Consider the following 23,690-nt stretch of genomic DNA (forward strand, 5'->3'; position numbering starts at 1 on the left):
ATCTAAAATTGTTGTTTTGAAACAGAATGATGTTGGGATAAAAGGGAGGATTATTTTAATCCATGATTTGTATTCTTCCATCCCACCACCTTTCCGTCCTCATCGGCGGACGGCCTCGTGACTTTTGAAGCCCAAAACCGAGCGGAGCGAGCTCATGGATTCCATTGAAAACAAACACTGATCCATAACTACCAAAAGGCTTGTCCATTTCAAGGCATCCTGTCGCACAGGCCCTCACTCAATAGCCCTGCAACTGGCTGCCCTTGGTTTTGCTTCCCTAGGGCCATAGCGAAGCCCATCAGCAAAACTGAACGGAGCTAGGGGCATCCCACCACACAGCCTCCCGTTGCAGGGCTATTTCTCCCGATGCTGATGAAATGGACGGTTTGCAATCTAATACGGATTCTCCTTACTTACATATCAGTGCGTTCTATGCCTAACGCTGGCGCACGAATCCTTTCGTGTGTCTATAAATAACAAGCACACGAAAGGATTCGTGCGCTAACATGGGCACATCAGTACGTTATATGTAGGGATAAGCTATCGGATGTAGAATGCGCTCCGTCCAATCACAAGTGGTGGCAGACGACAGCAGATACCGGGGATGGTGGGTCGGACAAGGCCTAGGGGATATTTCCGAAGCTCCATCCTAAGGCTTCGGAATTCTTCCCAACCTTAACTGTATCTGTTGCCGTGAGCACTGGCCTGTGCGACATACCACATTGATTGGACAAGGGGCCTTGCCAAGTCGGATGCCCGGCCGGCATAGAGGCCGAATGGATCGTGTAGGAGATAGGAAATTGATATGTTTAAGGTAAACCTCCGTATTATCTATACCTGCCTACCCGACCAGACAGACTTTTGCCCTGTCAAAAAAACAAGTCATGTCGCAAGTCTATGAAATAAAAAGTAAATTTGACCACAACAATATATTTATGGCACATCAAGCACCAGAAAAAGGATTGACTACTTCTACAGCTTTTGAAAGATTGGTCACAATCATGAACACGCTTCGACAGCATTGTCCCTGGGACAGAAAGCAGACCATGCAAAGTCTCCGACACTTGACAATCGAAGAGATGTATGAGCTGGCTGATGCTATTCTAGAAGGAGATACACAGGAAATCAAAAAAGAATTGGGTGATCTTATGATGCATATGGTCTTCTATGCCCGGATCGCGGAAGAACAGGGGGCTTTTGACATTAGGGATGTACTCAATGCGGTCTGTGACAAATTGGTAGAACGGCATCCGCATATCTATGCAGATGTACAGGTCAATAATGAAGATGATGTCAAGCAGAATTGGGAAAGCCTGAAGCTAAAAGCCGGCAACAAATCTGTTTTGGCCGGTGTCCCAAACGGGCTTCCTTCGCTGGTCAAAGCCTTTCGTATTCAAGATAAGGTACGGGGTGTAGGGTTTGATTGGGAAGACAAAAAGCAGGTGTGGGAAAAGGTAGAAGAAGAACTTGCCGAATTCAAGACAGAGTTTGATATTGAAGATGATGGCGCTATTGATCAAGATAAGGCTGAACAAGAGTTTGGCGACCTGTTGTTTTCCTTGATCAACTATGCCAGGCATATCGGTATCAATCCAGATACGGCCTTAGAACGAACGAATAAAAAGTTTATACGGCGTTTTACGCATGTGGAAAACCGTGCCCGCGAAAATAACCAAGAGATTCAGCACATGACACTCACAGAAATGGATGTGTATTGGAAAGAGGCTAAGGAATTGGGTATTTGAGTGAGGTTACAGTCTTTGGTTCATTGTGATCCCGAAGACTGTAACCAAGATATTTATTTAGTACTGTGGTACGATGCCAAGATATAGAGGACGTGCCATAGAACCGTCTCCGATCAGAATGAGTGTATAATGTCTCCCGGCTTCAAACGTGTACTCCCTTTCCTTTAATGTTTCGCCATCGGCGTTGGTCACGATAAGGGTGTGCTTTCCGCTGTTTTGAGGAACAAATGTGATGTTTTCATTTTCTTCCTCTGCTGCCTCTTCATCATTGCCTTCATAGGCTCGGTCTGTATACAATGGGGTCTCCGTATTGTTCAGATACACGTTGACCAGACCCTCGCTGGGCGATAGATGCAGAAAACGGAAGGCACTTTTGTCACCAAGATTGTCCAATAGCTTATCCTCTGTCAGCAAGTGCTGAATGTCATCCTGCCAACCATAAATGAAGGAGGTGTAGTAGGTGTTTTCTTTGAAGGTGTAGCTGTCATCGGTCAATACCTCGTTGGTATCGTTGTAAATCCGAATCCGTCTACTTCCTGGAAATAACCTAAAATAGCCATATTCCTGATAGAATAAGGGATTATATCCTTGGGGTTGTATGTAGTTGTTGTCCGCTGCATAGCGCACCCCATTGGAGGACACAAATCCATTGACCATGGTAACCACCGCGACGGGTACCTCTTCGTAATCGTTGTCCTTCATACAACTTCCCAACGTGGCCAAAACCAAGGCTCCCATGAATAAACCAAATAATTTGAACATAGATACTTTTTTCATCTTACTTTCTTTTCTTGTATATTTCCATAACGGAACTGAAAGTAAAATAGCTACACGTCGGATGATTTTTTTCGAGACGGGCTTATGACTTGATTTCTTTTACAAATTTTGGTCACAAGCGACACGCTTGCGTCAGCTGTGTTTCAAAAACTTCGACTGTGTTAAAGACACCTTTTTGTCTTTTTAACCAAGCTTTAGCAATACCATCTTCAGATAATTTTTACTTTTCAATTTGACATCAGTATCTTCGTGGGTTACGAAACGGTATGCAACAACTACAGAAGAACAATAAGAAACTGATTCGCTCGTGGGCAATGTTCGATTGGGCCAATTCAGTTTACAACCTGGTGATCACCTCCACGATATTTCCGGCTTATTACTTGATCGTCACCTCCTCGGCAGAGCATGGGGATATGGTTCGCTTCTTTGGATGGGAAGTCATCAATACGGTACTTTCCAACTATGCCTTGGGATTTGCCTATCTTGTTATGGCCTTGGCCCTGCCTTTTCTATCGGCCTACGCTGATGCCAATGGCAAGAAGCTATCATTGATGAAACTGTTTACCTATATCGGTGCGGCATCCTGTATGGGACTCTTCTTTTTCAAATTGGAAACTCTTGAAATCAGTATCGTGTTTTTTGCCCTTGCTGCTATGGGATATATCGGTGGCGTGGCCATGAACAATTCCTATCTTCCTGTCATCGCTACGCCGGATCAGCAGGATGAGGTCAGTGCAAAGGGCTTTGCTTATGGTTATGTAGGCTGTGTGCTGTTGCAGTTGATCTGTTTTGTGATCATCTTTAAGAGAGAGTGGTTTGGTATAGAGGATCCTTCGCTTCCGGCTAGGATTTCATTCTTTCTGGTAGGGCTATGGTGGTTGGGTTTTTCGCAGATACCCTTTCGGGCACTGCCTCCGAATGCTCCTTCTGTGCAGAATGGTTTGAGCCTAGGCGGCCGGGTACGCCAGGAATTTATACATGTACTTGGAAGGATCAAAAATATCGAAAGCATCAAAAAGTTTCTTCCGGCCTATTTTTTCAGTGCCGTAGGCGTACAGACAATTATGATCGTTGCTACGCCATTCGGAGAGAAGGTCTTGCAGTTGGGTACGACCAAGCTGATTGCCACTATCATCTGTATCCAACTTGTGGCGATAGGCGGGGCTTATCTCATGTCCATCCTTACGCGCACATTGGGGAATATCAAAGTGCTGATAGGCGTTATTTTCTTTTGGGTATGTATCTGTGTGTATGCCTACTTTTTGAACAATGAGATCCAATTTTATGTTCTAGCTGTGATGGTCGGCCTATTGATGGGCGGTATCCAGTCCTTGTCGCGGTCTACGTATTCCAAGCTATTGCCGGAAGATCTGGAAGATACCACGTCTTTTTTTAGTTTTTATGACGTGACCGAAAAACTGGCTATCGTGGTAGGGTTATTCAGTTTTGGTTTTATCGAGCAGATCACACACAATATCAGATTTTCCGCATTATCTTTGTCAATTTTTTTTATATTGAGCCTGATTTTGATGTTTAGGATGTTGAAGTTCAATAAGGGTTTGGAATCCTGATTTTGGGAAAATGAGTAAAGAGGTCGAATTGTTTATTCCATGTTTTGTGGATCAACTTTATCCCGAAACGGCTTTTAATACGGTAAAATTACTGGAAAGGGCAGGGTGTAAGGTTGTATATAATCCAAAACAGACTTGCTGTGGCCAGCCGGCGTACAATGCGGGATTTTGGGACGAGGCCAAAAAAGTGGGGAGGCATTTTTTGAATAGTTTTGGAGAAGATCGGTATATCGTCTCGCCGTCTGCTTCCTGTACAGGGATGATTCGGAATGGCTACAATGACCTGTTTACGAACTCTATAGAACACAATAAGTGCCGGAATATGCAGCGCCATATATTCGAGATTTCGGATTTTTTGGTCAATGTGCTGAAAAAAGAATATTTTGGTGCCGAACTGGTTGGTACGGCTGTGTACCACGATTCATGCGCTGCACTACGCGAATGCCATATCAAGGAGGAACCTAGAAAATTGCTGTCCCATGTGGGTGGTTTGGAACTGGTTGATATGCGAGATCAAGATACTTGTTGTGGATTTGGAGGTACTTTTGCTGTCAAGTTTGAAGGTATTTCGGCTGCTATGGCCGAACAGAAGGTGAGAAATGCGCAAGCGGCGCATGCGGATTATATCATTTCGACCGATGCCTCTTGCCTGCTTCATGTACAGGCTTATATCAATAAACACCAGATCCCTATAAAGACGTTGCATCTTGTGGACGTCTTGACTAGTGGTTGGGCAAATATCTAAAACAAGTGAAGGAGGTGATGATAGTGATATAGTTATGAAATTTGGATAGATCCTGTATACCTATCTTCACTTCTATAACTTACGTAACTTTAAAACAAATAATTGAAAATGAATACAAGAAGAGAATTTATCAAAACTTTAAGTTTAATTACAGGAGGAGTAGTTTTGGCTCCCGGAATGGAAGCATTTGCCGCAAAGAAGTCATGGTTTGACATTTCTTTGGCGCAATGGTCGCTTCACCGCACTTTGCGTAAAGGGGACTTGGACAATCTAGACTTTCCGGCATTTGCCAAGAACCAATTTGATATCCGTGCCGTAGAGTACGTCAATCAGTTTTTCAAGGATAAGGCTAAGGATTTGACCTACCTTAAAGAGCTGAAAAAACGTGCTAAGGACAATGGCGTCAAAAATGTATTGATCATGGTGGATGGAGAAGGACAACTGGGCGATGAAGATAAAGCTAGACGGGCTACCGCAGTCGAAAATCACTATAAATGGGTAGATGCCGCCAAATACTTGGGTTGCCATGCTATACGTGTCAATGCAGCCGGAAAAGGTGAGGCTGAAGAGGTCAAAAAGCGTGTGGTAGAAAGCATGGTCACCCTATCTGATTATGCCAAGAAAGCAAAAATCAATGTCATCATCGAAAACCACGGTGGCATGTCCTCACACGGAGATTGGCTGGCAGATCTGTTGCGCCAGGTCAATCACAAGAATGCCGGCAGTTTGCCTGATTTTGGCAATTTTTACGAATACGACCGTTATCAGGGCGTGACGGATCTGATGCCATATGCCAAAGGAGTAAGTGCCAAAACACATGATTTTGATGCAAATGGATTGGAAAAAAACATTGATTATGCCAAAATGCTCGACATCGTCAAGGCGGCAGGTTACAGAGGCTACGTCGGTATCGAGTACGAGGGAAAAAACCTACCTGAGATAGAGGGTATCAAATTGACAAAGGCCTTGTTGGAGAAATATAGGTAAGGGGATTAAAAAGGTTTGAGAATCCCTAATCGTCATTTCGAACGAAGAATGAGGAGAAATCTATGTATGAATTTGAATTAACTAATTTTCAACAAGTTGAAAAGTTGCTTAACCATAGATTTCTCGTCGTACCTCCTCGAAATGACGATAATATTTGACTTTTTAGATTTCTTTTACAGAGAACCCAACATAAGGATACAATAGTTTTTTGGATGAAATATTACGTTCTGCTAATCGTATGTGCAATAGGTGTCGGTACGGGGACTGCCCAGAATATTCAAAAAATGAATATATGGCAGGATAGCTTGCTGCATGTGGGACGGCAAATGTTTCAAAGTGAGGGCGAAGCTGAACGGATAGAACGCAATTTTGTTTTTGTCAAGACTTTGGTGTCGGCCTTGAAAGAACCGAATTCTTATTTTTATGCTTTTGACAAGCTGGACATGATTTCGGTAATCTCTGCTCCGGATAATAGCTTCCGTATATTTTCGTGGAATATACCGTTGCAGGACGGGTCATACCTCTACTACGGCAGTATTCAGTATAAAGTGGCTGGAGGCAAACTGAAGCTCACACCGTTGTTGGACAAGACCTTTGAAATCCAAAATCCTACACAAGACATTACTTCAAACAATACGTGGTATGGTGCTCAATATTATGATATTATCCCAATTTCCAAACATCAGTTTGTCCTGTTGGGATGGAAGGGGCATCATGCCGAATATACCAACAAGGTCATAGAGATATTGCATGTCTCGCCCACAGGGGAAGTGACACTGGGGGCACCTGTATTCAGCGACGATCCAAAAATGGTCCGGAAGATATTTTCCTATACCAAAAATGCCACCATGTACCTGCAATTCGATAAAAAACTGAATAGCATAGTCTTTGACCATATCGTGCCTGTTGCTCCGCAGCACGAAGGAAATTTTAAATATTATGGCCCGGACCTCACACATGATGGCTATGAGATCAAAGATGGACGACTGATCTTTAAAAAGAATATAGAAGTACATAATGCGGAGAGTGGAAAGGAGAACCTATATATAGACCCTTTGCAACCGCCTAAGAAACTGAAAAGTGGACTCTGACCGTGTAACTATTTTATAGAGAAGTCTCCATATTCTGAAAAAAAATATTTTCTTTGTGTTATTAATAATTGAATTTACACATACTGAACTTAAATTATGGTAGAAGAAAAAGATGAATTATTGGTAAATCATTTAGCCAAAAGAGGTGTTGATGATAAGATGGTCATGGGACATCCTGCCGGACTTTTTGTCTTATTTTTTACGGAGATGTGGGAACGTTTCAGTTATTATGGAATGCGTGCTTTGTTGACGTTGTTTTTGGTGAGCTCCCTAGCTAGTGGCGGATGGGAGTGGACCAGATCTGAAGCCTTGCAGCTCTATGGCTTGTATACTGGCTTGGTGTACTTGACACCAATCATTGGTGGTATTATCGCCGATAAACTGACTGGATACCGTAAAGCGATATTGTGGGGAGCTCTCGTAATGACATTAGGCCACGGCTCTATGGCTCTTGAAGGATTTTCTGCAGGCTTTTTCTATCTTGGTCTTGCATTAATGATCATAGGTAACGGTCTGTTCAAGCCCAATATTTCTTCGATAGTTGGTCAGATCTATCCGGACAATTCTGCTAAGAAAGATGCTGGGTATACTATATTTTATATGGGTATCAATGCTGGTGCTTTTCTGGGGATGTTGCTGTGCGGCTATATCGGTGAGAAAATTGGTTGGCATTATGGTTTTGGATTAGCCGGTATTTTTATGTTTTTCGGTATGCTACAGTTTTATTTTGCCCAAAAATATTTTGGTGTGATTGGTGAATCTCCTTCCAAGCACCATGGCAGTGAGATGAAAACAGAAGCGGAAGAGGACACCACGCCTGGGAATGTAAAACGTGACCGATTGATCGTCATTGGAGTTTTGATCTTGTTTAGTACTTTTTTCTGGCTGGCTTTCGAACAGGCTGGAGGATCCATGAATGTATTTGCATTAGATTATACGCAACGTGTGCTCGAGGGAAATGCTGCGACGACCTTTAAATGGGTAGATGCGGCGTTGACACTCTTTCCCTTAATAATTGTTTCGTGGGTACTGCTGGGGTTAGCAAAGCAGATATTTAGTAAATATCCACTGACCATTATATCTACTGTCATCAGTATCGTCATTATTTGGGGTCTGGGTATTTGGAAGATCCAAAGAGAATTTACTGCGATAGAGACCGAAGTGGCGGCCTCTTGGTTTCAGATTCTAAATTCATTCTTTATCATTACGTTGGCTACCCTGTTCAGCAAGCTGTGGGAAAAGGTCTGGAATCCGTCGGGACCTATCAAATTTGCCTTGGGATTGATTTTGTTAGGTGTAGGTTTTGCGGTATTAGCGTATGGGTGTAAGGATATTCCGCAAGGGGCCCAAACGGCATCAGTCAGTATGGTTTGGTTGATCTTGGCTTATTTCTTCCATACGACCGGTGAATTGTGTTTGTCTCCTGTAGGATTGTCCTATGTTTCAAAGTTATCTCCTAAGAACTTGGTAGGTCTGATCTTTGGATTGTGGTTTGCTTCATCTGCGATCGCAAACTTTGCAGGAAGTATGTTGGGGTCAACTATCGATTATATCAGTTCGACCTATTCAATGACACATTTCTTCGGCATATTTGCTGTGATTCCGGCTGTCGTGGCTTTGATACTGATATTACTGTCGCCAATACTACGCAAGATGATGCACGGTATTCATTAATTAAATTTTATAAAAGCTGGAAAGGGCCGTGGTGCAAAAGCATCCCGGCCTTTTATTTGGTGCTTACCGTCTTTGTCGAAATGAAATTGTATTTTTGTGCCATCAAATAAAATAATTATGAGTCAACTTTCTGATAGTAATTTTGCCGGAGAATTACGCCAAGAGGGGAAAGACGGTCGTATGGTTTTAGGCCATCCGTCTGGGTTGTTTGTGCTGTTCTTTACGGAAATGTGGGAGCGCTTTTCCTTTTATGGGATGCGAGTCTTGTTGATGCAGTTTCTGACAGCTTCTGTTCTGGGACAAAATCCCGGTTGGGGCTGGACAGCAGAACAAGCCGGGGCATTGTATGGAACGTATGCGATGTTGCTGTATATCACACCGATTTTTGGTGGTGTCATTGCCGATAAATATATTGGTTCGAGGGCGGCCGTGATCATTGGTGCAGCTATCATGACCCTCGGACATGCTTCTATGGCCTTTGATTCTTCCATCATGTTTTTTATTGGTTTGGCCTGTTTGGTCATTGGTACAGGTTTTTTCAAACCCAATATGCCGGCTATCCTGGGCGAGATGTACAAGTCGTTGCCTGAGAAGAAGGATGGAGCCTATACGATTTTTTATATGGGAGTCAATGCGGGGGCTTTCTTTGGCATGATGCTTTGTGGCTATCTGGCTGAAACGATTGGTTGGCATTGGGGCTTTGGTCTTGCCGGGATTTTCATGCTTTTGGGAACCTTACAGTTTTGGCTGGCTGCTCCCTTGATGGGGAGATTAGGGGTTTTGGATAAGGCGAAAAAAGAAAATGAACAGGTAAAAAGCGATCTGGAAGAGGACGAGACGAAACACAATAATTTTACCTGGATCGATACCGTACTGATGGTGATCGTGGGTGTGATCGGTTTTGTATATGCTTTCAATGACCCGCTTTCCAAGAATCACGTATTGGATGTTTTTGCCTTTTTGGATACATCGGTTTTACGTGGCCAGAATATCATGGTGATCGGTGCATTGGTGCTGTTTCTGGTCTTGATAATCCTTAGGATTCGACGTTATGCAAAAGTAGTACGTGATAGGATGTACGGTGTTATCCTGTTGGCTTTCTTTCTGATATTTTTCTTTATGAGCTTTGAGCAGGGGGCGACTTCTTTGGTTTTGGTCGCGCGTGATTACGTAGATAGGGAATTGACCGGAAATAGTTTGTTGATCTTCAATATTGTCAACACTTTGCTGACTATCGTGCCTTTGATCATTATCTCCTGGGTACTGATCCGTCTTGCCAAAGTGACGTGGGATAAAATCGCGTGGTCAAATGTTATTTTGTTCATTTGTTTTGTGCTGATCTGGATCGCAGGCATTTGGATGCTTTACAGTGAATTTACGGCAGAGAAATCGGAAATCAAGGTCTCGTGGTTTTCTATATTAAACTCGTTTTTTATCATAGCCTTGGCTTCTTCGGTATCTAAAATCTGGGAATCGAAATACAATCCTCCAGCGGCTATGAAGTACGGATATGGATTGATTTTAGTGGCTATAGGCTTTCTAATTTTAGGGTCTGGCTCGTTGGGTGCGAGTGAGGGTATGAAGATTTCGATGATCTTCCTGGTATTGACGTATCTATTTCATACACTTGGCGAATTGTTTATCTCTCCGGTTGGTCTCTCGTATGTTTCTAAGCTAGTCCCCGCACGGATGCTGGCCTTTATGTTTGGCATGTGGTATCTGGCCATAGCCATAGCACAGAAGCTTGCGGCTATTTTGGGTGGACAGGTAGAGACCATTCAGGAAAACTATTCGCTGAGTCATTTTTTCTTTTTGTTTACAATTATTCCAGCTGCAGCGGGTCTATTGGTCATTATATTGAATCCTGTTATAAAACGGTTGATGCACGGAGTGAAATAGAAATATCTTATGGGGAGACGCGATAAATCACGTCTCTACGGGGAAGGTGAATGATTATTTGCCTCTACGTGTATAATTGTTATTTTTGCATATTAAACAAATAAATGGTGTCTGATAGTATCGTCATTATCCCTACGTATAACGAGATCGAAAATATTGAACGTATTCTGCATAAAGTGTTTTCTCTTCCCGTTGATTTTCATGTTCTTGTTGTAGACGACGGTTCGCCGGATGGTACAGCGGATGCCGTAAAACGTCTGATGCACAGCTCGTATGCGGGTAAATTGCATATCGAGGAAAGAAAGGGTAAATTGGGCTTGGGAACAGCGTATATACATGGGTTTAAATGGGCGTTGGCAAGGGATTATCAATATGTCTTCGAGATGGATGCCGATTTTAGCCACAATCCCGAAGACCTGATCCGGCTTCGTGAAGCGGCGGCTATTGGCGGTGCTGATATGGTCATCGGTTCGCGCTATATTCAAGGTGTGAATGTGGTCAACTGGCCAATGAGCCGTGTATTGATGTCTTATTTTGCATCTGTCTATGTTCGGCTTATTACACGGATCAAAATACAGGATGCGACGGCAGGTTTTGTCTGTTTCCGTAGGAAGGTATTGGAGACGATCGGTTTGGACGAAGTACGCTTTGTGGGCTATGCTTTTCAGATCGAGATGAAATTCAAAGCGATACAATATGGTTTCAATGTTATTGAAATTCCTATTATATTTACGGACAGAACGATGGGCGAATCCAAGATGAGCACCAAAATATTTAAAGAGGCTTTTTGGGGTGTAATACAGTTGAAGTTGGAGAGTCTGTTTAAAAAGCGTAAGTGATATGAACGAGAACCTAGATCCCAATCCAGAACGTTTGAATCCAACCGACAAGGAATTGGAACGGGTTTTGCGTCCTCAGACCTTTTCCGATTTTACGGGACAACAAAAGATACTGGACAATCTATCGATCTTTGTCAGAGCGGCAAAACTGCGTGGAGAGGCACTGGATCATGTCTTGTTGCACGGTCCTCCGGGATTGGGCAAGACAACCTTGTCCCATATCATTGCGAATGAGATGGGAGTGGGGATCAAGATCACTTCGGGACCTGTGCTGGACAAGCCCGGAGATCTGGCGGGTCTGCTGACCAATCTGGAAGAGGGAGATATCCTGTTTATCGATGAGATACATCGTCTGTCGCCTATTGTCGAAGAGTACTTGTACTCTGCGATGGAGGATTTTAAGATCGATATCATGTTGGAGACAGGGCCTAATGCCCGTTCTGTACAGATTTCGCTCAATCCTTTTACATTGGTTGGTGCGACTACACGTTCGGGATTATTGACAGCTCCGTTACGTGCACGCTTTGGTATCAATGCCCGCCTTCAATATTACGATGCGAAATTGCTCACGACGATTGTACTACGTTCTGCAGATATCTTACATACGACCATCAGTGAGGAAGGGGCTTTTGAAATAGCAAGAAGGAGTAGAGGAACTCCCCGTATCGCTAATGCGCTATTGCGCCGGACAAGGGATTTTGCTCAAATCAAAGGAGATGGCCATATTGATAAGGCTATTGCGCAGTATGCGCTCCATGCGCTCAATGTAGATGAACATGGACTTGATGAAATGGACAACCGTATATTGAGTACGATCATCGATAAATTCAAAGGGGGACCTGTGGGCTTGAAGACCATCGCTACAGCAGTAGGTGAGGATGAAGGTACTATTGAAGAGGTCTACGAACCTTTTCTGATACAGGAGGGATATATTATGCGCACCTCAAGGGGACGTGAATGTACGGAGACGGCATTTAGACACTTGGGGAGAATCGATTATAACAAAGGCAATACACTTTTTTAGCTTGACAATACGATGAAACAATACTTACTACTGCTATTTTTAAACATGACATGTGTCCTATTATTCGGTCAATTGAATTGTCCTCCGGTGGCTGGGGGTAGTACTGTGTCTGAAAAATTTCATATGACTCTGGGTGCTGGTTTTACCCGCCTCTATGGTGATATTGACAACCCCGGCAAGGCAGGATGGGGTACTTATGGCAGATTGGATTATACAATCATAAGAGGATTGAATATAGGAGGTGAAGGACAAATCGGATCCTTGGAGGCTGATTCTACACTTGTGGATCCGAGGTCAGTGAAAGGCAACTATGCCAACTTGGGGATTTCTATGTCGGTTTATCCGTTTGATATGGCGTTCGGAACTGGTAGACGTATGCAGTCATTTGGCGAACAGGTGGCCAGAGGTTTTTACTTAGGAGTCGGAGCGGGCTTTATCTACAATTTTCACCGTGCACGTAATTATCGGGATCCGAATAATCCTTCGACATTTGGCCCTCTTGATAGTAATGGAGAACTCAGGCAACGGACGGGCTCTCTGCTGTTGCCCGTATTGAATACTGGGTTTTCTATTCCTTTTACCAAAGATACATTTCGTCGGAACAAAGGTCTTTGGAGTCTCGTGATCAACGGGCAATTTAACTTTGCAGACAACGACGATATGGATGGTTATGTTCCTTTGAAAGGTGATGGAACAAGGCTAGGGACGAGCAATGACTATTACAGCTTTTATTCGTTAGGAATAAGGTATTCGCTTTAGTTATTTCGTTCCTTCATTGAGTATATCACCGTTTGCCGGTATGTAAATGGAGTCAGCTTGCTCTGTTTTCTTATCAAATGCATTTGGATTGACTGTCAATATGGCTCCGAAAATCATCCAGTATTTGTTTTATGATTCGTTTATTGAGTATAGTTGGTTGTGTAGATGAATGGCGGGACGGCTTGCAAAGTACACTCCGCCTATGGTGAGGAACAAACCGACAACAATCGCTATTTTCTTTGCCCGTTTCATATCTTACTTTTGAATAAAGATAATCAATAGGATAGGGGAGCCTGAAATCAGTTTTAAATTTGGCGGAAATGGTTTATGATTCGTAGAGGGACTTCCTGCCCCATATTGTATGTTTCGATAACAGGCAGTATCAAATCGTCTTCATGACACTGCCTGTTATCGTCACGACATTATTTCAAATTTGAAATAAATTTACTGAAATAGTCGTAATAAATGGCACCGTATATTTTAGAACCTTCGTCTCCGGTTCTCACATGACAGCCATCACCACTCCAATTTTTTGTCGAAAACCGAATGTGTATTTGACCCGACTTGGGTGGATTCTTCAGAAAAACCAATTCCATTTTTTGATTGATCTTTTGTTTTGCCCGAACTCCTTCTTTTCGGTAGTCCATGTTAAGCTCTTCTTTTTTTAGATCTGTATCTACGCCATAAGCATATGGATTTCTAACGACGGCATCTGATCCATAAACATCTTTTCCGTTGACAATCACTTCATAATTTTGGCGGTTTTTGCCATCCAATCCGTTTATCTTGGCTTCCATATAACCGGTCAGTGGATTCGCTTTTAATGTACTTGCATCTACGAAAACTTCTTTATCCCGCGTTTGGGAATACTGATAGTCATAAAAAGGTTTGATTTCCAGATTTTCGACTGCTGTTTCTCTTGCAATATCATTCATCAGATCCCAATATCCCCACAGTTCCCGCGCACCGATAATCGGAAGGGGATTGACCATTGTTGTTATGGTTATTTCGGGTTTGAGTTTTCTGATATGCCCTATAAATTCTCTAAACTCTTTCTCAAAAGCAGCAAAGGAGCGAACCCTGACCTCCATGCCTTGGAGAACGCTGATGTCCTTATAGATCAGTTCGTCCGGTGTAATGGGTCTGTCAAAAAATATCTGATGGGTAGTTTTATCGTATTTTTCAACCTTTCTCACGACATACTCCTTATTGTTGGAATAATATCCGCCGACAAATACATAATCTCCTTTTTGGGGCGGGGTGTCTATCTTATGCTGACTGTCGGTCAGAAAAGTAACTGTATTCGGGGTTATTTTATCAATTTTTCCAACCCATTTTTGAAAGTTATAGGTGTCCGACCCAGCATTATACTGCATGGACTTGATCGGCAGTGTTCTGATGGATTGTAACTCAGGTAATGAAAAATTAGGGTACTCGGTGTAAAGCTTGTATCCCTTTACACCCCAATCGTCATTTGGAGTCGTTTCGAAGTATAGAATATCTGGCGAGAAAGCCGCAATCTTTTTATATCCCCGATGAAACTCTTTCGGATTGTTAAAGAAAGTCAGTTTCCATCCTCCAATACCTGCATTCTGGAAATGAAAAAATCTATTCGTTGCGAAGTTGAATATAAAGTAGGGAATACCTTTGGTTCCTTTATAATTGCCTTTTATCTTCAGTTCGACCTCTCTTTTTTTACTGTTGTCAAATCTGTACGTTTTGATGGCTCTATCGTCTGTTTCGCGGAAGTCCAATCCACTAGAGACTCTCGTGGGTCTGGTAATATCAAATGACACGTCGCCATCTCCAAATGGACTTTCCAACTCTCCTTTACTCGATTTGCCTATCGTCGTTTTTTCGTAAGTGATCTCCTCACCGTAGGAAAACGTAATCTCTACTTTATCTCCTTTGACAGGCGCATTTTTTAAAGAAATCCAATGATGGACTTCTGGATCTCCATTTTTGTCTGTTCCGTATTTTCTGATTACGAGGTAATCCAGATCATTGGGGATTGCTCCGCCTCCATAGCCTCCCTTATTGTGATCTCCTTTGAGAAACTTGTCATTTAAACGTATTTGATGTCCGAATGTGAAGGCCCTTCCCAGATCAAACTGTTTGGTGGTGCCATCTCCTGCAAATTCCAGCCTATCTATCCCGATGGGGCTGTTGTTCCAATTATTCATGGTATCGTGCAAAACGCCATCGATATATACTTCAATTTCTGATGCACAACTATTATCTCTTTCGATGCCTTGAATGAGTGTAATTTCATCTCCTGTGATAGAAAATTTAATACTTGAATTTGTACCGGTGATTTTTAAGGCTTTACCTCCAAAGTATTTGCGATCATTGACTCCGTCCAGATAGGATTTATCTCCTTTTACCTCTACCATATCCGGTTCTACGGTCGTAGACTTGTTTCTCTGGATATTCAAAATAGCTTCTTTTACTAATCCGGATTGTAAATAACCATCTCCCCAGGTGACTGAGGATCCGGCAAAGCTTATTCTCCAATTTTTTGGATCTATGTCTTTTGTTTGGGAATTTTGTTGCCCTAAACAGATGGAGCAAACAAAAAGGAAGACTAAAATGTGATTGATCTTGTTTTTCATCATAAAACGGTTACGTTACCAAAAACAAGGTAAGTATTAATTTCAAAAAATAATAAACTTATCAAAATTTTAATAAACTATGTCGTCCTTTCGAGAGCTTGTCCCGATGTATCGGGAAGGTACAACGAGAACCCCGAAGGGCTCTGCGAAGCAAAATCTATCCATAGACTTCTCCTCCTAGCGTCGTCGAAGTGACGATGATCGTTGCCTATAGGTAGGTACGAATTTGTCGGTTTCCTAAATCTACAAGAATTAAATCATCGATAGGCATGGGACGAAGTGGCAGAACTGTTTTCTATCGGGACGACTCTGAATCCAAGGTTGCTGAATGAGGCATTGGGATTGACTGAACCAATAAAGACGGTATTGAAAGCGGCACAACTGTTTTTGCTACACCACCATGATCCTCCTCTGGCGTGGGCGACCTTTCGTTCTTTGTCACGGGGCAATGTACCTTCGCAAAATTCAAACACATTGCCAAAGATATCGTACAGTCCCCAGGGATTGGGCAGAAAGCTTCCGACAGGAGCGGTGTACATGTAGCTATCGGACATATCGGCCGAGAGATGATCCCTTTTATGCCAGATATTGGCATAGTCTCCTATATTTTCTAAGGAGGCACCTTCAAAATATTTGCCTTGTGAACCAGCCTTGGCTGCAATTTCCCATTCTTCCAAGGTAGGTAGCCGCACCTTGGCCCATTGGCAATAGGCTACGGCATCCTGATAAGCAATACAGGTCACCGGGTGATCCATTTTGTTTTCGATTCCTCCTCGCGAAATCCCGTTGGGGAATCGCCAATAGGCTGTACTATCGCTCAGCCACCGAAACTCTTCCAGACCTGGCTCGAACACCTGCGCATTGTGAAATCGTTCGGCCAATGTCTTATAGCCTGTAGCCTCCACAAACTGTGCAAAGTGTTTGTTGGTGACTTCATATTTGGCGATATATAATCCGTCTGTGCGAATTTGCCGCAATGGGTTTTCCAAGTATTGTTTTGTTCCAATCGTGTACTCTCCTTTGGATACATAGACGTAATTTTCATTTTGCGGAAAACCTGTAAATGGAAGCAATATCCAAACAAAAATCCAAAGCAAAGGTGTTTTCATACTAATTTGTTATTGGTAAACTAGTTGTTTGCAATGATGTTCTCATTTACTGCTTTTCTCCCCATAATACGCCATTGCCCGGTTGATAACCAGATCCTGATTGGCCGTATTGAATCGGATATAAGACTCGTAGTTATAATCACTGCCATAGAGCTGTCTATACGAGGAGGATTGGATAAACTCTACATATTCTCCTTTTTTCATCAATAACAGTAAGAGCGTAAGCGCGTCTTTATCCTTGGAGTTAGATTTGTAATAATCGATAATAAACGGAATCATTTCCCATCCATTTATAGTTTCTATGGCATTTTTGTAATTGACGCCCATATGTCCGCTCCGTAGGGTTGATTCCTGGATAATAGACATGACGGAGTCCCTATTTTCCCGAAGAAAATCGATCTGCCGATCACTCCATTGGTTTTCATCCATCCAGGACATCAAGTGGCTGAATATTTTCTTCTGCTCATCTGCCTGGGGCATGAATATAGCACAGTTTTGCGCATACATTTCGGGGTGTATCAGGCTATAGGTGAATTTTTCCCGAAGCGAGAGGGACTTAAACTGCGCTGCTGTCAAAGCTGTAATACCTGCATCACCATCTTCCTGTGCCTTGTATTGAAGGGTTTTTATCAATTCTTTTATTTTGTACAATCCATAGGGGGGAACCGTTGACCGTTGTCTGAATTCGCGATAGGCGACGTCCTCTTCGGTCATCTGGTAGTAGTGTTCATCTTGAGCATGTAGAAATAGGGTAGATCCTACAAACAAAAGAACCAAATAGTATTTTAATTGCTGACACATGATAGCTATTATTGATATGATCGTTGAAAATAACGAAGAAACTTTGAGTTTTCCAATTTTGGTTTTTGATTTGTATGGAATGCTTTACGATTCGTTTGTTTTATTAGAAATTAGTTAGTTGTCGTATATTATTTGTTAAAGAAGCTTAGACTCTCATCCGCTAGCGATCGGATGGGCTGTGTTGAGCATATCGAAATATCTTTTCTCCTTTAAAGGCTTATTATGGGCTCAAAACAATTTGCGGTTGTCCATTCGTTCTTGTCATTGTCGAGTACCTTTTCAACGGTATTGGAGTTTGGGTTGATCTGGAGAGTAAACTTCCGGACTGGAAATTTGTCTGTCTTGTCAGGAGTGAAGATGAGCATTTTTCCTTCGATCTTGTACTTACCTTCTATAAATTGCAATTGCTGTGATGGTGCAAATATGCGGCCATTTTCTTTGGCTTTCTTTTTTTCTTCTGTATTGTAATCATAAGTCGTGATGACGATTCTGCCCAATTTGCCATTGCCGCCAAATTCCAATAGGCTTTCTTTTACAAATGTCGTATCTCCTTTTGTCGTTTCAGTATTATAGCCAAAACATTTTTTGGTATTATCCACGGGCTCCGATTTATGGGGTTGTGGTGTTTCCTCCAGCTTTATGCGTTGGGGAGGGGGAGGTATTTTTCCCGGTTTTACTTGAGCAAATGCTGTTGAAGCAACGAGGGTACTCAATAATAAGAGCAACTGTTTCATTTTTCTGTGTTTTTTAAATTTTATATCACAAAAAAAATACCAGTTATTGAAAAATTAGACGGTAGACTAAGGCACGGCTTACAAATCCACGATCGGTTGGAATGGGGACTAATGTAGCCTATTCAATATTCTGTTTCCTCTACTTTTGCTTGCCGGGGTAGGATTTTTTTCGAGATGAAAGAGGATATGCAATTGGAGTTCCTGCGTGATCCAATCGTATTGTTTACTCAATACGTACAATATATCCCAGCAATTGACGAGTAAAGCTACCGGACAGTCTTCCTTTTCGATGAGCCGGAATGTCTTGGAGAGTATGTCTTCTTGATGTTGCGGAGTGAATGAAGCGGGAGAGGTTTTTAGCAATTGCATGATGAGCTTACTGATACTACGCAAGCTGCTGTCATTGTCAGTGATCAGATAGAGTTCGATGACTTCGGGCGTATATCTGGACAATAGCACTTTGTCTTTTAGCAGTACATGTTCCAATGTCCATGCTGCCCGAAAAGCCAGCCTGTAATGTGCGGTCTGATGGCACAATGCCAACAGGTCTTCTACTGTATATTCTTTTAGAATATGTGCATATAAGTCTAGGGCACTGTTTTCCAATAATGCGTTAGCTAAACCGTCTTTGTATTGCTTGTTCATATTTTAATTTCCCGCTGATGCAACATTGAATCTTTTATTATTATTGTTATTCAGTATCTTACGACTGTTATTTGCACTCTACTTGTTTTCATGATACCGTTGTTAATCACTGTCCCCCTCTCCGAGGGGGTAGGGGGAGGAAAAGAACACAAACAATTAATAAACAGCGTGTTATAGCAGTATCCCTCCCCCTCCCAACGCTCTTTGCCCACCGCGCCCCCTCGAGAGGGGGACAACCAAGCGTGTTACCTTTCTCACGCCAATACACAGCTTACTATTTGTGTACACACGATAGCCTCCAAAGGGGGATATGTATACGTGCTATTCATGTTTGTGTACCTGCCGGTAGACAGGATTTTCAGATTATCTTCGATGAGCACTTCGTGGTTCTTCACTTTGTTCAGAATGACAAAAAAGCGGTTTACTTTTTCAATGGCTTTTCCTTGTTTATTTCTACCATATCGACCTCATCCATCCTGGACGAACCCAACAGATGCTCGCTAAAGTAATCGGCCATCTTCCAGAAAAAGTATTCACTCATATTGCCAAATCCATGCCGTTGTCCGGGCAACAGTAGGAAGTCAAAGCGTTTGTTGGCTTTGATCAGTGCTTCCACCATACGGATGGAGTTGGCTGGATGCACATTGTTGTCTATATCGCCTGTGACGAGCAAAAGCTTGCCTTTTAGGTTTTTGGCCAGATCAGAATTTCGCTCGATCTGATAGCTGAAAGTCGTGTCTCCCTTTGATGAGATAATTTCTTTCACGCCATGATGCCTTTCGCTCCACCAACGGTTGTAGATGTTGTTTTCGTGGTTTCCTGCACCCGATACAGCCACCTTGAAAAAATCAGGGTAAACCAACATCGCTGCTGTAGACATAAAACCTCCACCCGAATGTCCTGTGATACCTACACGGTCAAGGTCGATGAAGTCATATCTGGCGGCCAATTGCTCGGCTGTGACTTTCTTGTCTTCCAATCCATAGTCCCGCAGGTTGCCATACCCATAGGTATGGTACCATTTTGAGCGGGAGGGATGGCCACCGCGATTGCCAACGGATACGACGATAAAGCCCATCTGTGCCAAGCGGTCAATTCTGTCCATACTTCTTCCGAAACTTTTATTGACCGCTTCGGTCTGCGGCCCCGGATAGACATACTCGATGATAGGATAGGTCTTTGTCGAGTCAAAATCGTATGGCTTGTATAGTACACCATAGAGATCTGTGATACCGTCCCCAGCCTTGACCTTGAACGGTTCGGGAAATTTGTATCCGGTTGCAAATAACTGGGATAGATCCGTTTCTTCCAGCTTCATGATCAGTTGCCCCGTAGCATTGTATAGATTGGATACCGGAGTGGTATTCACGCGTGAAAAGTTGTCTACCAAGTAATTTCCGCTTTCGCTAACATTGATCTGATGATCAAAATTTCCGGCGGTCAACAATTTGACGACCCCGCCGTTTTTGTTGACGGCATAGTAGAAATTGTAATAGGGGTCTATATCTTTTTCTTTACCGTTTGCATTGAAATACAGTGTTCCGGTGGCTTCATGGTATTTGACCAGTTCGTCACAATGGAATTCGCCTTTCGTAATTTGGTGAAGCAACTTTCCCTGTAAATCGTACAGATAGAAATGCCCCCAACCGTCACGCTGTGACCAGTGGATGAACTGTTTGCTGTTCTTGATGATATACGGTTTTTTGACGTCCAGATAGACATTAGATCGCTCTTCGACCAATGTTCTGACTTGACCATCCACCGAGACGGCGATGATGTCGATCTTCTTGAGGTCACGGCTGGACCTGGCCATATAGAACTCCTTTTCATCGCCTAGCCAGTAGTTGATGTAGTACTTGCCCGTGTAGTTTTCCTTAGAGGAATGTCTATTCCATAGGCTGAGCGTTTGATTCTTGAATGCCGCTACCTGTATTTGTCTGGGTTTGTGCTGTGCGGTGTCAAAGATGTACAATTCGGCTTCGGTAGAATCCTTTTCTCCCGGCATGAGGTATTTGTAGGTTTCCAGCGTAGGTCTTTTCCCGCCAACATTGTTAATGACCCATAGATCTGAATAATCCCGGTTGTCTTTGCGTGTCAATACAAAGTGCTTGCCATCGGGAGACCAATACAGCCATACCGTTTTCCGTTCTTGTCTATCCTCTTCTTCTTCTTTTTGGCTTCTCGTCGTGACACTGTACTGATCGCCGCCCCAAGCGTAATACTGTACCCCATCCGTTGTGATCTGGTGCTCTACGATTGTGGAGTCCTTTTCATCCTTCAATGCTTTTTTGTAATTGGCATAGTCCATCCAATACAGGTTGTAGTTTTTTGCAAAGTATACACGTGATGTGTCGGGACTGAAACTTGCCCACGATGGTTTGGGCTTGCCTTCGGTCGTATCGCTGATTTCCTTGAGTTTTTGACTTTGGATGTCGTATTCAAAGTAGAATATTTTTTTCTTTAATGTATCGTTCTTGTTGGTCAGTTTTTTGATTTCGTCCTTACTTTTTATGGTGTCTTTGGTGCTTTTGACCTGAAAGCGGATCAGATGTTCGCTATGGTCTACAAATTTCAGATTTTCAAGGGCAAGGTGCTGGGCATCGAATGGGTTTTGGACGATACGGGTAATTTGGGCAGCCATTTCGGCTCTATCGAACAATTCACTTTTCTTTCTGGCTTTTGGATCGACGATATACCATTTTTTGCCATCAGGGGTCGAATATTCGTACCAAAACCTGTCACTGAAATTGATCCAACGGGGACGTACTTCGGTAGAGAATATCATGGTGCTCAGCTTTGAAGGAGAAAACTTTGCTGCGAGTTGATAATTGGGCTTCGCCGATTCTCTTTCCTGTCCTTTTACGAGTTGCAGGGATATAAATAACAGACCTAAGATATAGTATTTCATGGATAATATTTTATGCCGCTAAGTTATCCTTTTGAAAGGGCTTTGGCGAAAGGCGAGTGTAAAATTTTGATGATGGAAATGTGGTAGAGGCACAATGCATTGTGTTTCTACAGGATCCTAAAATTGCGTTGGGCACTGTATATGCCTTTTTTGCCGGAGATAAAATATGCGGCAAGGGTGGCTAGCAGAACAATGGGCAGGACAGAAAATCCGAACAATTCGGCCGCCATGACCGCACAGGCCAAAGGTGTTTTGGTGGCACCTGCAAATACGGATACAAAACCCATGGCAACAACGACCATCCAAGGTACAGGAATATAAGGCGCTATCGCGGCAGCTAATGTCGCGCCAATGAAAAACAGGGGAGTGACTTCGCCTCCTTTGAAGCCAATGCTCAAGGTCAAAGTCGTCAACAGGATTTTTACAAAAAAGTCATAACTGTTTTGTGCATGATAAAATGAATCCACGATCGTCGACATACCCAATCCGATGTGTTTTGTTGTACCCAAGAGATAAATGGCTGTCATAATGACGAGAGAGCCAATGACAATACGCAGGTAAGGATGGGCAATACGTTTGAACAGCTTGCTGAATACATAATCACTTGCGACAAACAATCTGGTAGCCAAACCGCAGAGCATTCCTACGACGATAGCCCATAGTATATCCATGGAAAATCCCAATTGATATTGTATGGTAGGATAATGGGTATGTGGTGCGCCAAAGAGCGTACAGCCGTAATGTGCCAGATAGGCCGTCAATAGAGCAGGAATGAGCGCTGTATAGCGAATTTTACCCATGCGAAACATCTCGACAGCAAATATAGCCCCCGCCAAAGGGGTAGCAAATAAGGAGGCAAATCCAGCAGAGATACCTGCAATGAGTATTATCCTTTGTTTTCGCTTATCGAGCTGAAACCTATTGGCCCAATAATCGGCAAAAGTCGCTCCGTATTGTACAGCCGTACCTTCGCGACCGGCAGATCCACCAAATAAATGTGTCAACAACGTAGCGACGACCACGAGCGGAGCCATGATAAAAGGAATAGCAGTTTTGGGACGGTAGAATTTTTCAAACAAGAGATTATTGCCCTTGTTGGCCTCCGAACCGTATGTTTTGTACAGGTAGACGATAAGAATACCGGCTACGGGTAACCCCCAGATAATCCAAAGGTGGCTTTCTCTAAACTCACCTACCCATTGCAATGCATGTAAAAACAAAGCTGATGTAGCACCTGCGCATAACGATACTAGCAAAAGGACTGCTATCCAAACGAGTATGTCTTTTTTTGATAGAGAAAGTGTTTCGAACATTTGCTCCAGGTATTAAAGAAAGGATACCAATGCTGCTAGCCAACCTATGATCATCAACAGTCCACCCAATGGTGTGATCGGGCCAAGGAACCTTAGGTTCTTTTTCCAGTATTCGGCAAAGGACAGGAAATAGATGCTTACGGAAAACAGTAGGGTACCTATGGCGACACCGTACACGGCTAGACGTTCTGCATATTGCACAAAATCAAACTGAAATCCTACGATCAGCAGAAAAAAGGCACTGTACATCTGATAACGCACGCCAACTTCAAAAGAGGCCAGTTTTTCTTCTGAAAGGATTTTTCGGAAGGCGTGGGCACCAAAGGCACCGAGGGTAATGCCTGTACTCCCGAAGAGCACGGCTAGGATGAGTGTGGTTGTGTTCATGTGATGGTGTTTATTGGAGGTGTCTAAAAAGTCCCGATTTTAATTCGTCATCCTCGATCCGCCAACTGGC

At 43.0% G+C, this 23,690-nt stretch carries 19 protein-coding genes; 10 read left to right on the forward strand and 9 right to left on the reverse strand.

Going from position 1 to position 23,690, the window contains the following annotated elements; translation table 11 throughout:
- Positions 1-935 precede the first annotated feature (935 nt).
- The gene (mazG, locus tag G5B00_RS06075; protein WP_163872478.1) at positions 936-1,745 is read left to right on the forward strand and encodes a nucleoside triphosphate pyrophosphohydrolase; all 810 of its coding nucleotides are present in this window, start codon (positions 936-938) and stop codon (positions 1,743-1,745) included.
- Positions 1,746-1,802: 57 nt separating this feature from the next.
- On the opposite strand, the gene G5B00_RS06080 is transcribed toward mazG, so the two are convergent.
- Entirely contained in the window at positions 1,803-2,522 is a 720-nt protein-coding gene (locus tag G5B00_RS06080; RefSeq protein ID WP_163872381.1) for a DUF4397 domain-containing protein, read from the reverse strand.
- Positions 2,523-2,788: 266 nt separating this feature from the next.
- Between G5B00_RS06080 and G5B00_RS06085 the strand changes: the two genes are divergently transcribed.
- From G5B00_RS06085 to G5B00_RS06125, 9 genes are all read left to right on the forward strand, one after another.
- Positions 2,789-4,093, forward strand: a complete 1,305-nt coding sequence (locus G5B00_RS06085) for an MFS transporter (protein WP_163872382.1) — start codon at positions 2,789-2,791, stop codon at positions 4,091-4,093.
- Positions 4,094-4,103: 10 nt separating this feature from the next.
- Positions 4,104-4,838 (forward strand): (Fe-S)-binding protein, encoded by a 735-nt coding sequence (locus tag G5B00_RS06090; RefSeq protein ID WP_163872383.1) that lies wholly within the window; start codon positions 4,104-4,106, stop codon positions 4,836-4,838.
- Between the two features lie 108 nt (positions 4,839-4,946).
- On the forward strand, positions 4,947-5,825 hold the full coding sequence (locus G5B00_RS06095) for a sugar phosphate isomerase/epimerase family protein (protein ID WP_163872384.1): 879 nt from the start codon (positions 4,947-4,949) through the stop codon (positions 5,823-5,825).
- A 212-nt stretch (positions 5,826-6,037) separates the two neighbouring features.
- The gene (locus tag G5B00_RS06100; protein WP_163872385.1) at positions 6,038-6,916 is read left to right on the forward strand and encodes a hypothetical protein; all 879 of its coding nucleotides are present in this window, start codon (positions 6,038-6,040) and stop codon (positions 6,914-6,916) included.
- 96 nt (positions 6,917-7,012) lie between these two features.
- Positions 7,013-8,590, forward strand: a complete 1,578-nt coding sequence (locus G5B00_RS06105; protein WP_163872386.1) for a peptide MFS transporter — start codon at positions 7,013-7,015, stop codon at positions 8,588-8,590.
- Between the two features lie 117 nt (positions 8,591-8,707).
- A complete protein-coding gene (locus G5B00_RS06110) occupies positions 8,708-10,489 on the forward strand; it encodes a peptide MFS transporter (RefSeq protein WP_163872387.1) in 1,782 nt (593 codons plus the stop codon).
- A gap of 107 nt (positions 10,490-10,596) precedes the next feature.
- Positions 10,597-11,328, forward strand: a complete 732-nt coding sequence (locus tag G5B00_RS06115) for a polyprenol monophosphomannose synthase (protein ID WP_163872479.1) — start codon at positions 10,597-10,599, stop codon at positions 11,326-11,328.
- Between the two features lies 1 nt (position 11,329).
- The gene (gene ruvB / locus G5B00_RS06120) at positions 11,330-12,352 is read left to right on the forward strand and encodes a Holliday junction branch migration DNA helicase RuvB (protein WP_163872388.1); all 1,023 of its coding nucleotides are present in this window, start codon (positions 11,330-11,332) and stop codon (positions 12,350-12,352) included.
- Positions 12,353-12,475: 123 nt separating this feature from the next.
- On the forward strand, positions 12,476-13,111 hold the full coding sequence (locus tag G5B00_RS06125; RefSeq protein ID WP_163872389.1) for a hypothetical protein: 636 nt from the start codon (positions 12,476-12,478) through the stop codon (positions 13,109-13,111).
- A gap of 422 nt (positions 13,112-13,533) precedes the next feature.
- Here G5B00_RS06125 and G5B00_RS06130 read toward each other — a convergent pair whose 3' ends face one another.
- From G5B00_RS06130 to G5B00_RS06165, 8 genes are all read right to left on the reverse strand, one after another.
- Positions 13,534-15,546 carry a hypothetical protein gene (locus G5B00_RS06130; protein ID WP_163872390.1) on the reverse strand — a complete coding sequence of 671 codons (2,013 nt, stop codon included), beginning with the start codon at positions 15,544-15,546 and terminating at the stop codon, positions 13,534-13,536.
- Positions 15,547-15,980: 434 nt separating this feature from the next.
- Positions 15,981-16,832: a formylglycine-generating enzyme family protein gene (locus G5B00_RS06135; protein WP_163872391.1), complete on the reverse strand. Its 852-nt coding sequence runs from the start codon at positions 16,830-16,832 to the stop codon at positions 15,981-15,983.
- Positions 16,833-16,874: 42 nt separating this feature from the next.
- Positions 16,875-17,633, reverse strand: coding sequence for a hypothetical protein (locus G5B00_RS06140; RefSeq protein WP_163872392.1), 759 nt, complete (start codon positions 17,631-17,633; stop codon positions 16,875-16,877).
- Positions 17,634-17,842: 209 nt separating this feature from the next.
- The gene (locus G5B00_RS06145) at positions 17,843-18,367 is read right to left on the reverse strand and encodes a hypothetical protein (protein ID WP_163872393.1); all 525 of its coding nucleotides are present in this window, start codon (positions 18,365-18,367) and stop codon (positions 17,843-17,845) included.
- Positions 18,368-18,475: 108 nt separating this feature from the next.
- Positions 18,476-19,012 (reverse strand): hypothetical protein, encoded by a 537-nt coding sequence (locus tag G5B00_RS06150; protein WP_163872394.1) that lies wholly within the window; start codon positions 19,010-19,012, stop codon positions 18,476-18,478.
- Between the two features lie 421 nt (positions 19,013-19,433).
- Positions 19,434-21,920 carry a S9 family peptidase gene (locus G5B00_RS06155; RefSeq protein ID WP_163872395.1) on the reverse strand — a complete coding sequence of 829 codons (2,487 nt, stop codon included), beginning with the start codon at positions 21,918-21,920 and terminating at the stop codon, positions 19,434-19,436.
- A 107-nt stretch (positions 21,921-22,027) separates the two neighbouring features.
- A complete protein-coding gene (locus tag G5B00_RS06160) occupies positions 22,028-23,233 on the reverse strand; it encodes a chloride channel protein (RefSeq protein WP_163872396.1) in 1,206 nt (401 codons plus the stop codon).
- Between the two features lie 12 nt (positions 23,234-23,245).
- Positions 23,246-23,620 (reverse strand): DUF423 domain-containing protein, encoded by a 375-nt coding sequence (locus G5B00_RS06165; RefSeq protein ID WP_163872397.1) that lies wholly within the window; start codon positions 23,618-23,620, stop codon positions 23,246-23,248.
- Positions 23,621-23,690 lie beyond the last annotated feature (70 nt).

Origin of the sequence: Parapedobacter sp. SGR-10 (assembly GCF_011030405.1) — a bacterium.
Taxonomy (GTDB): Bacteria; Bacteroidota; Bacteroidia; order Sphingobacteriales; family Sphingobacteriaceae; genus Sphingobacterium.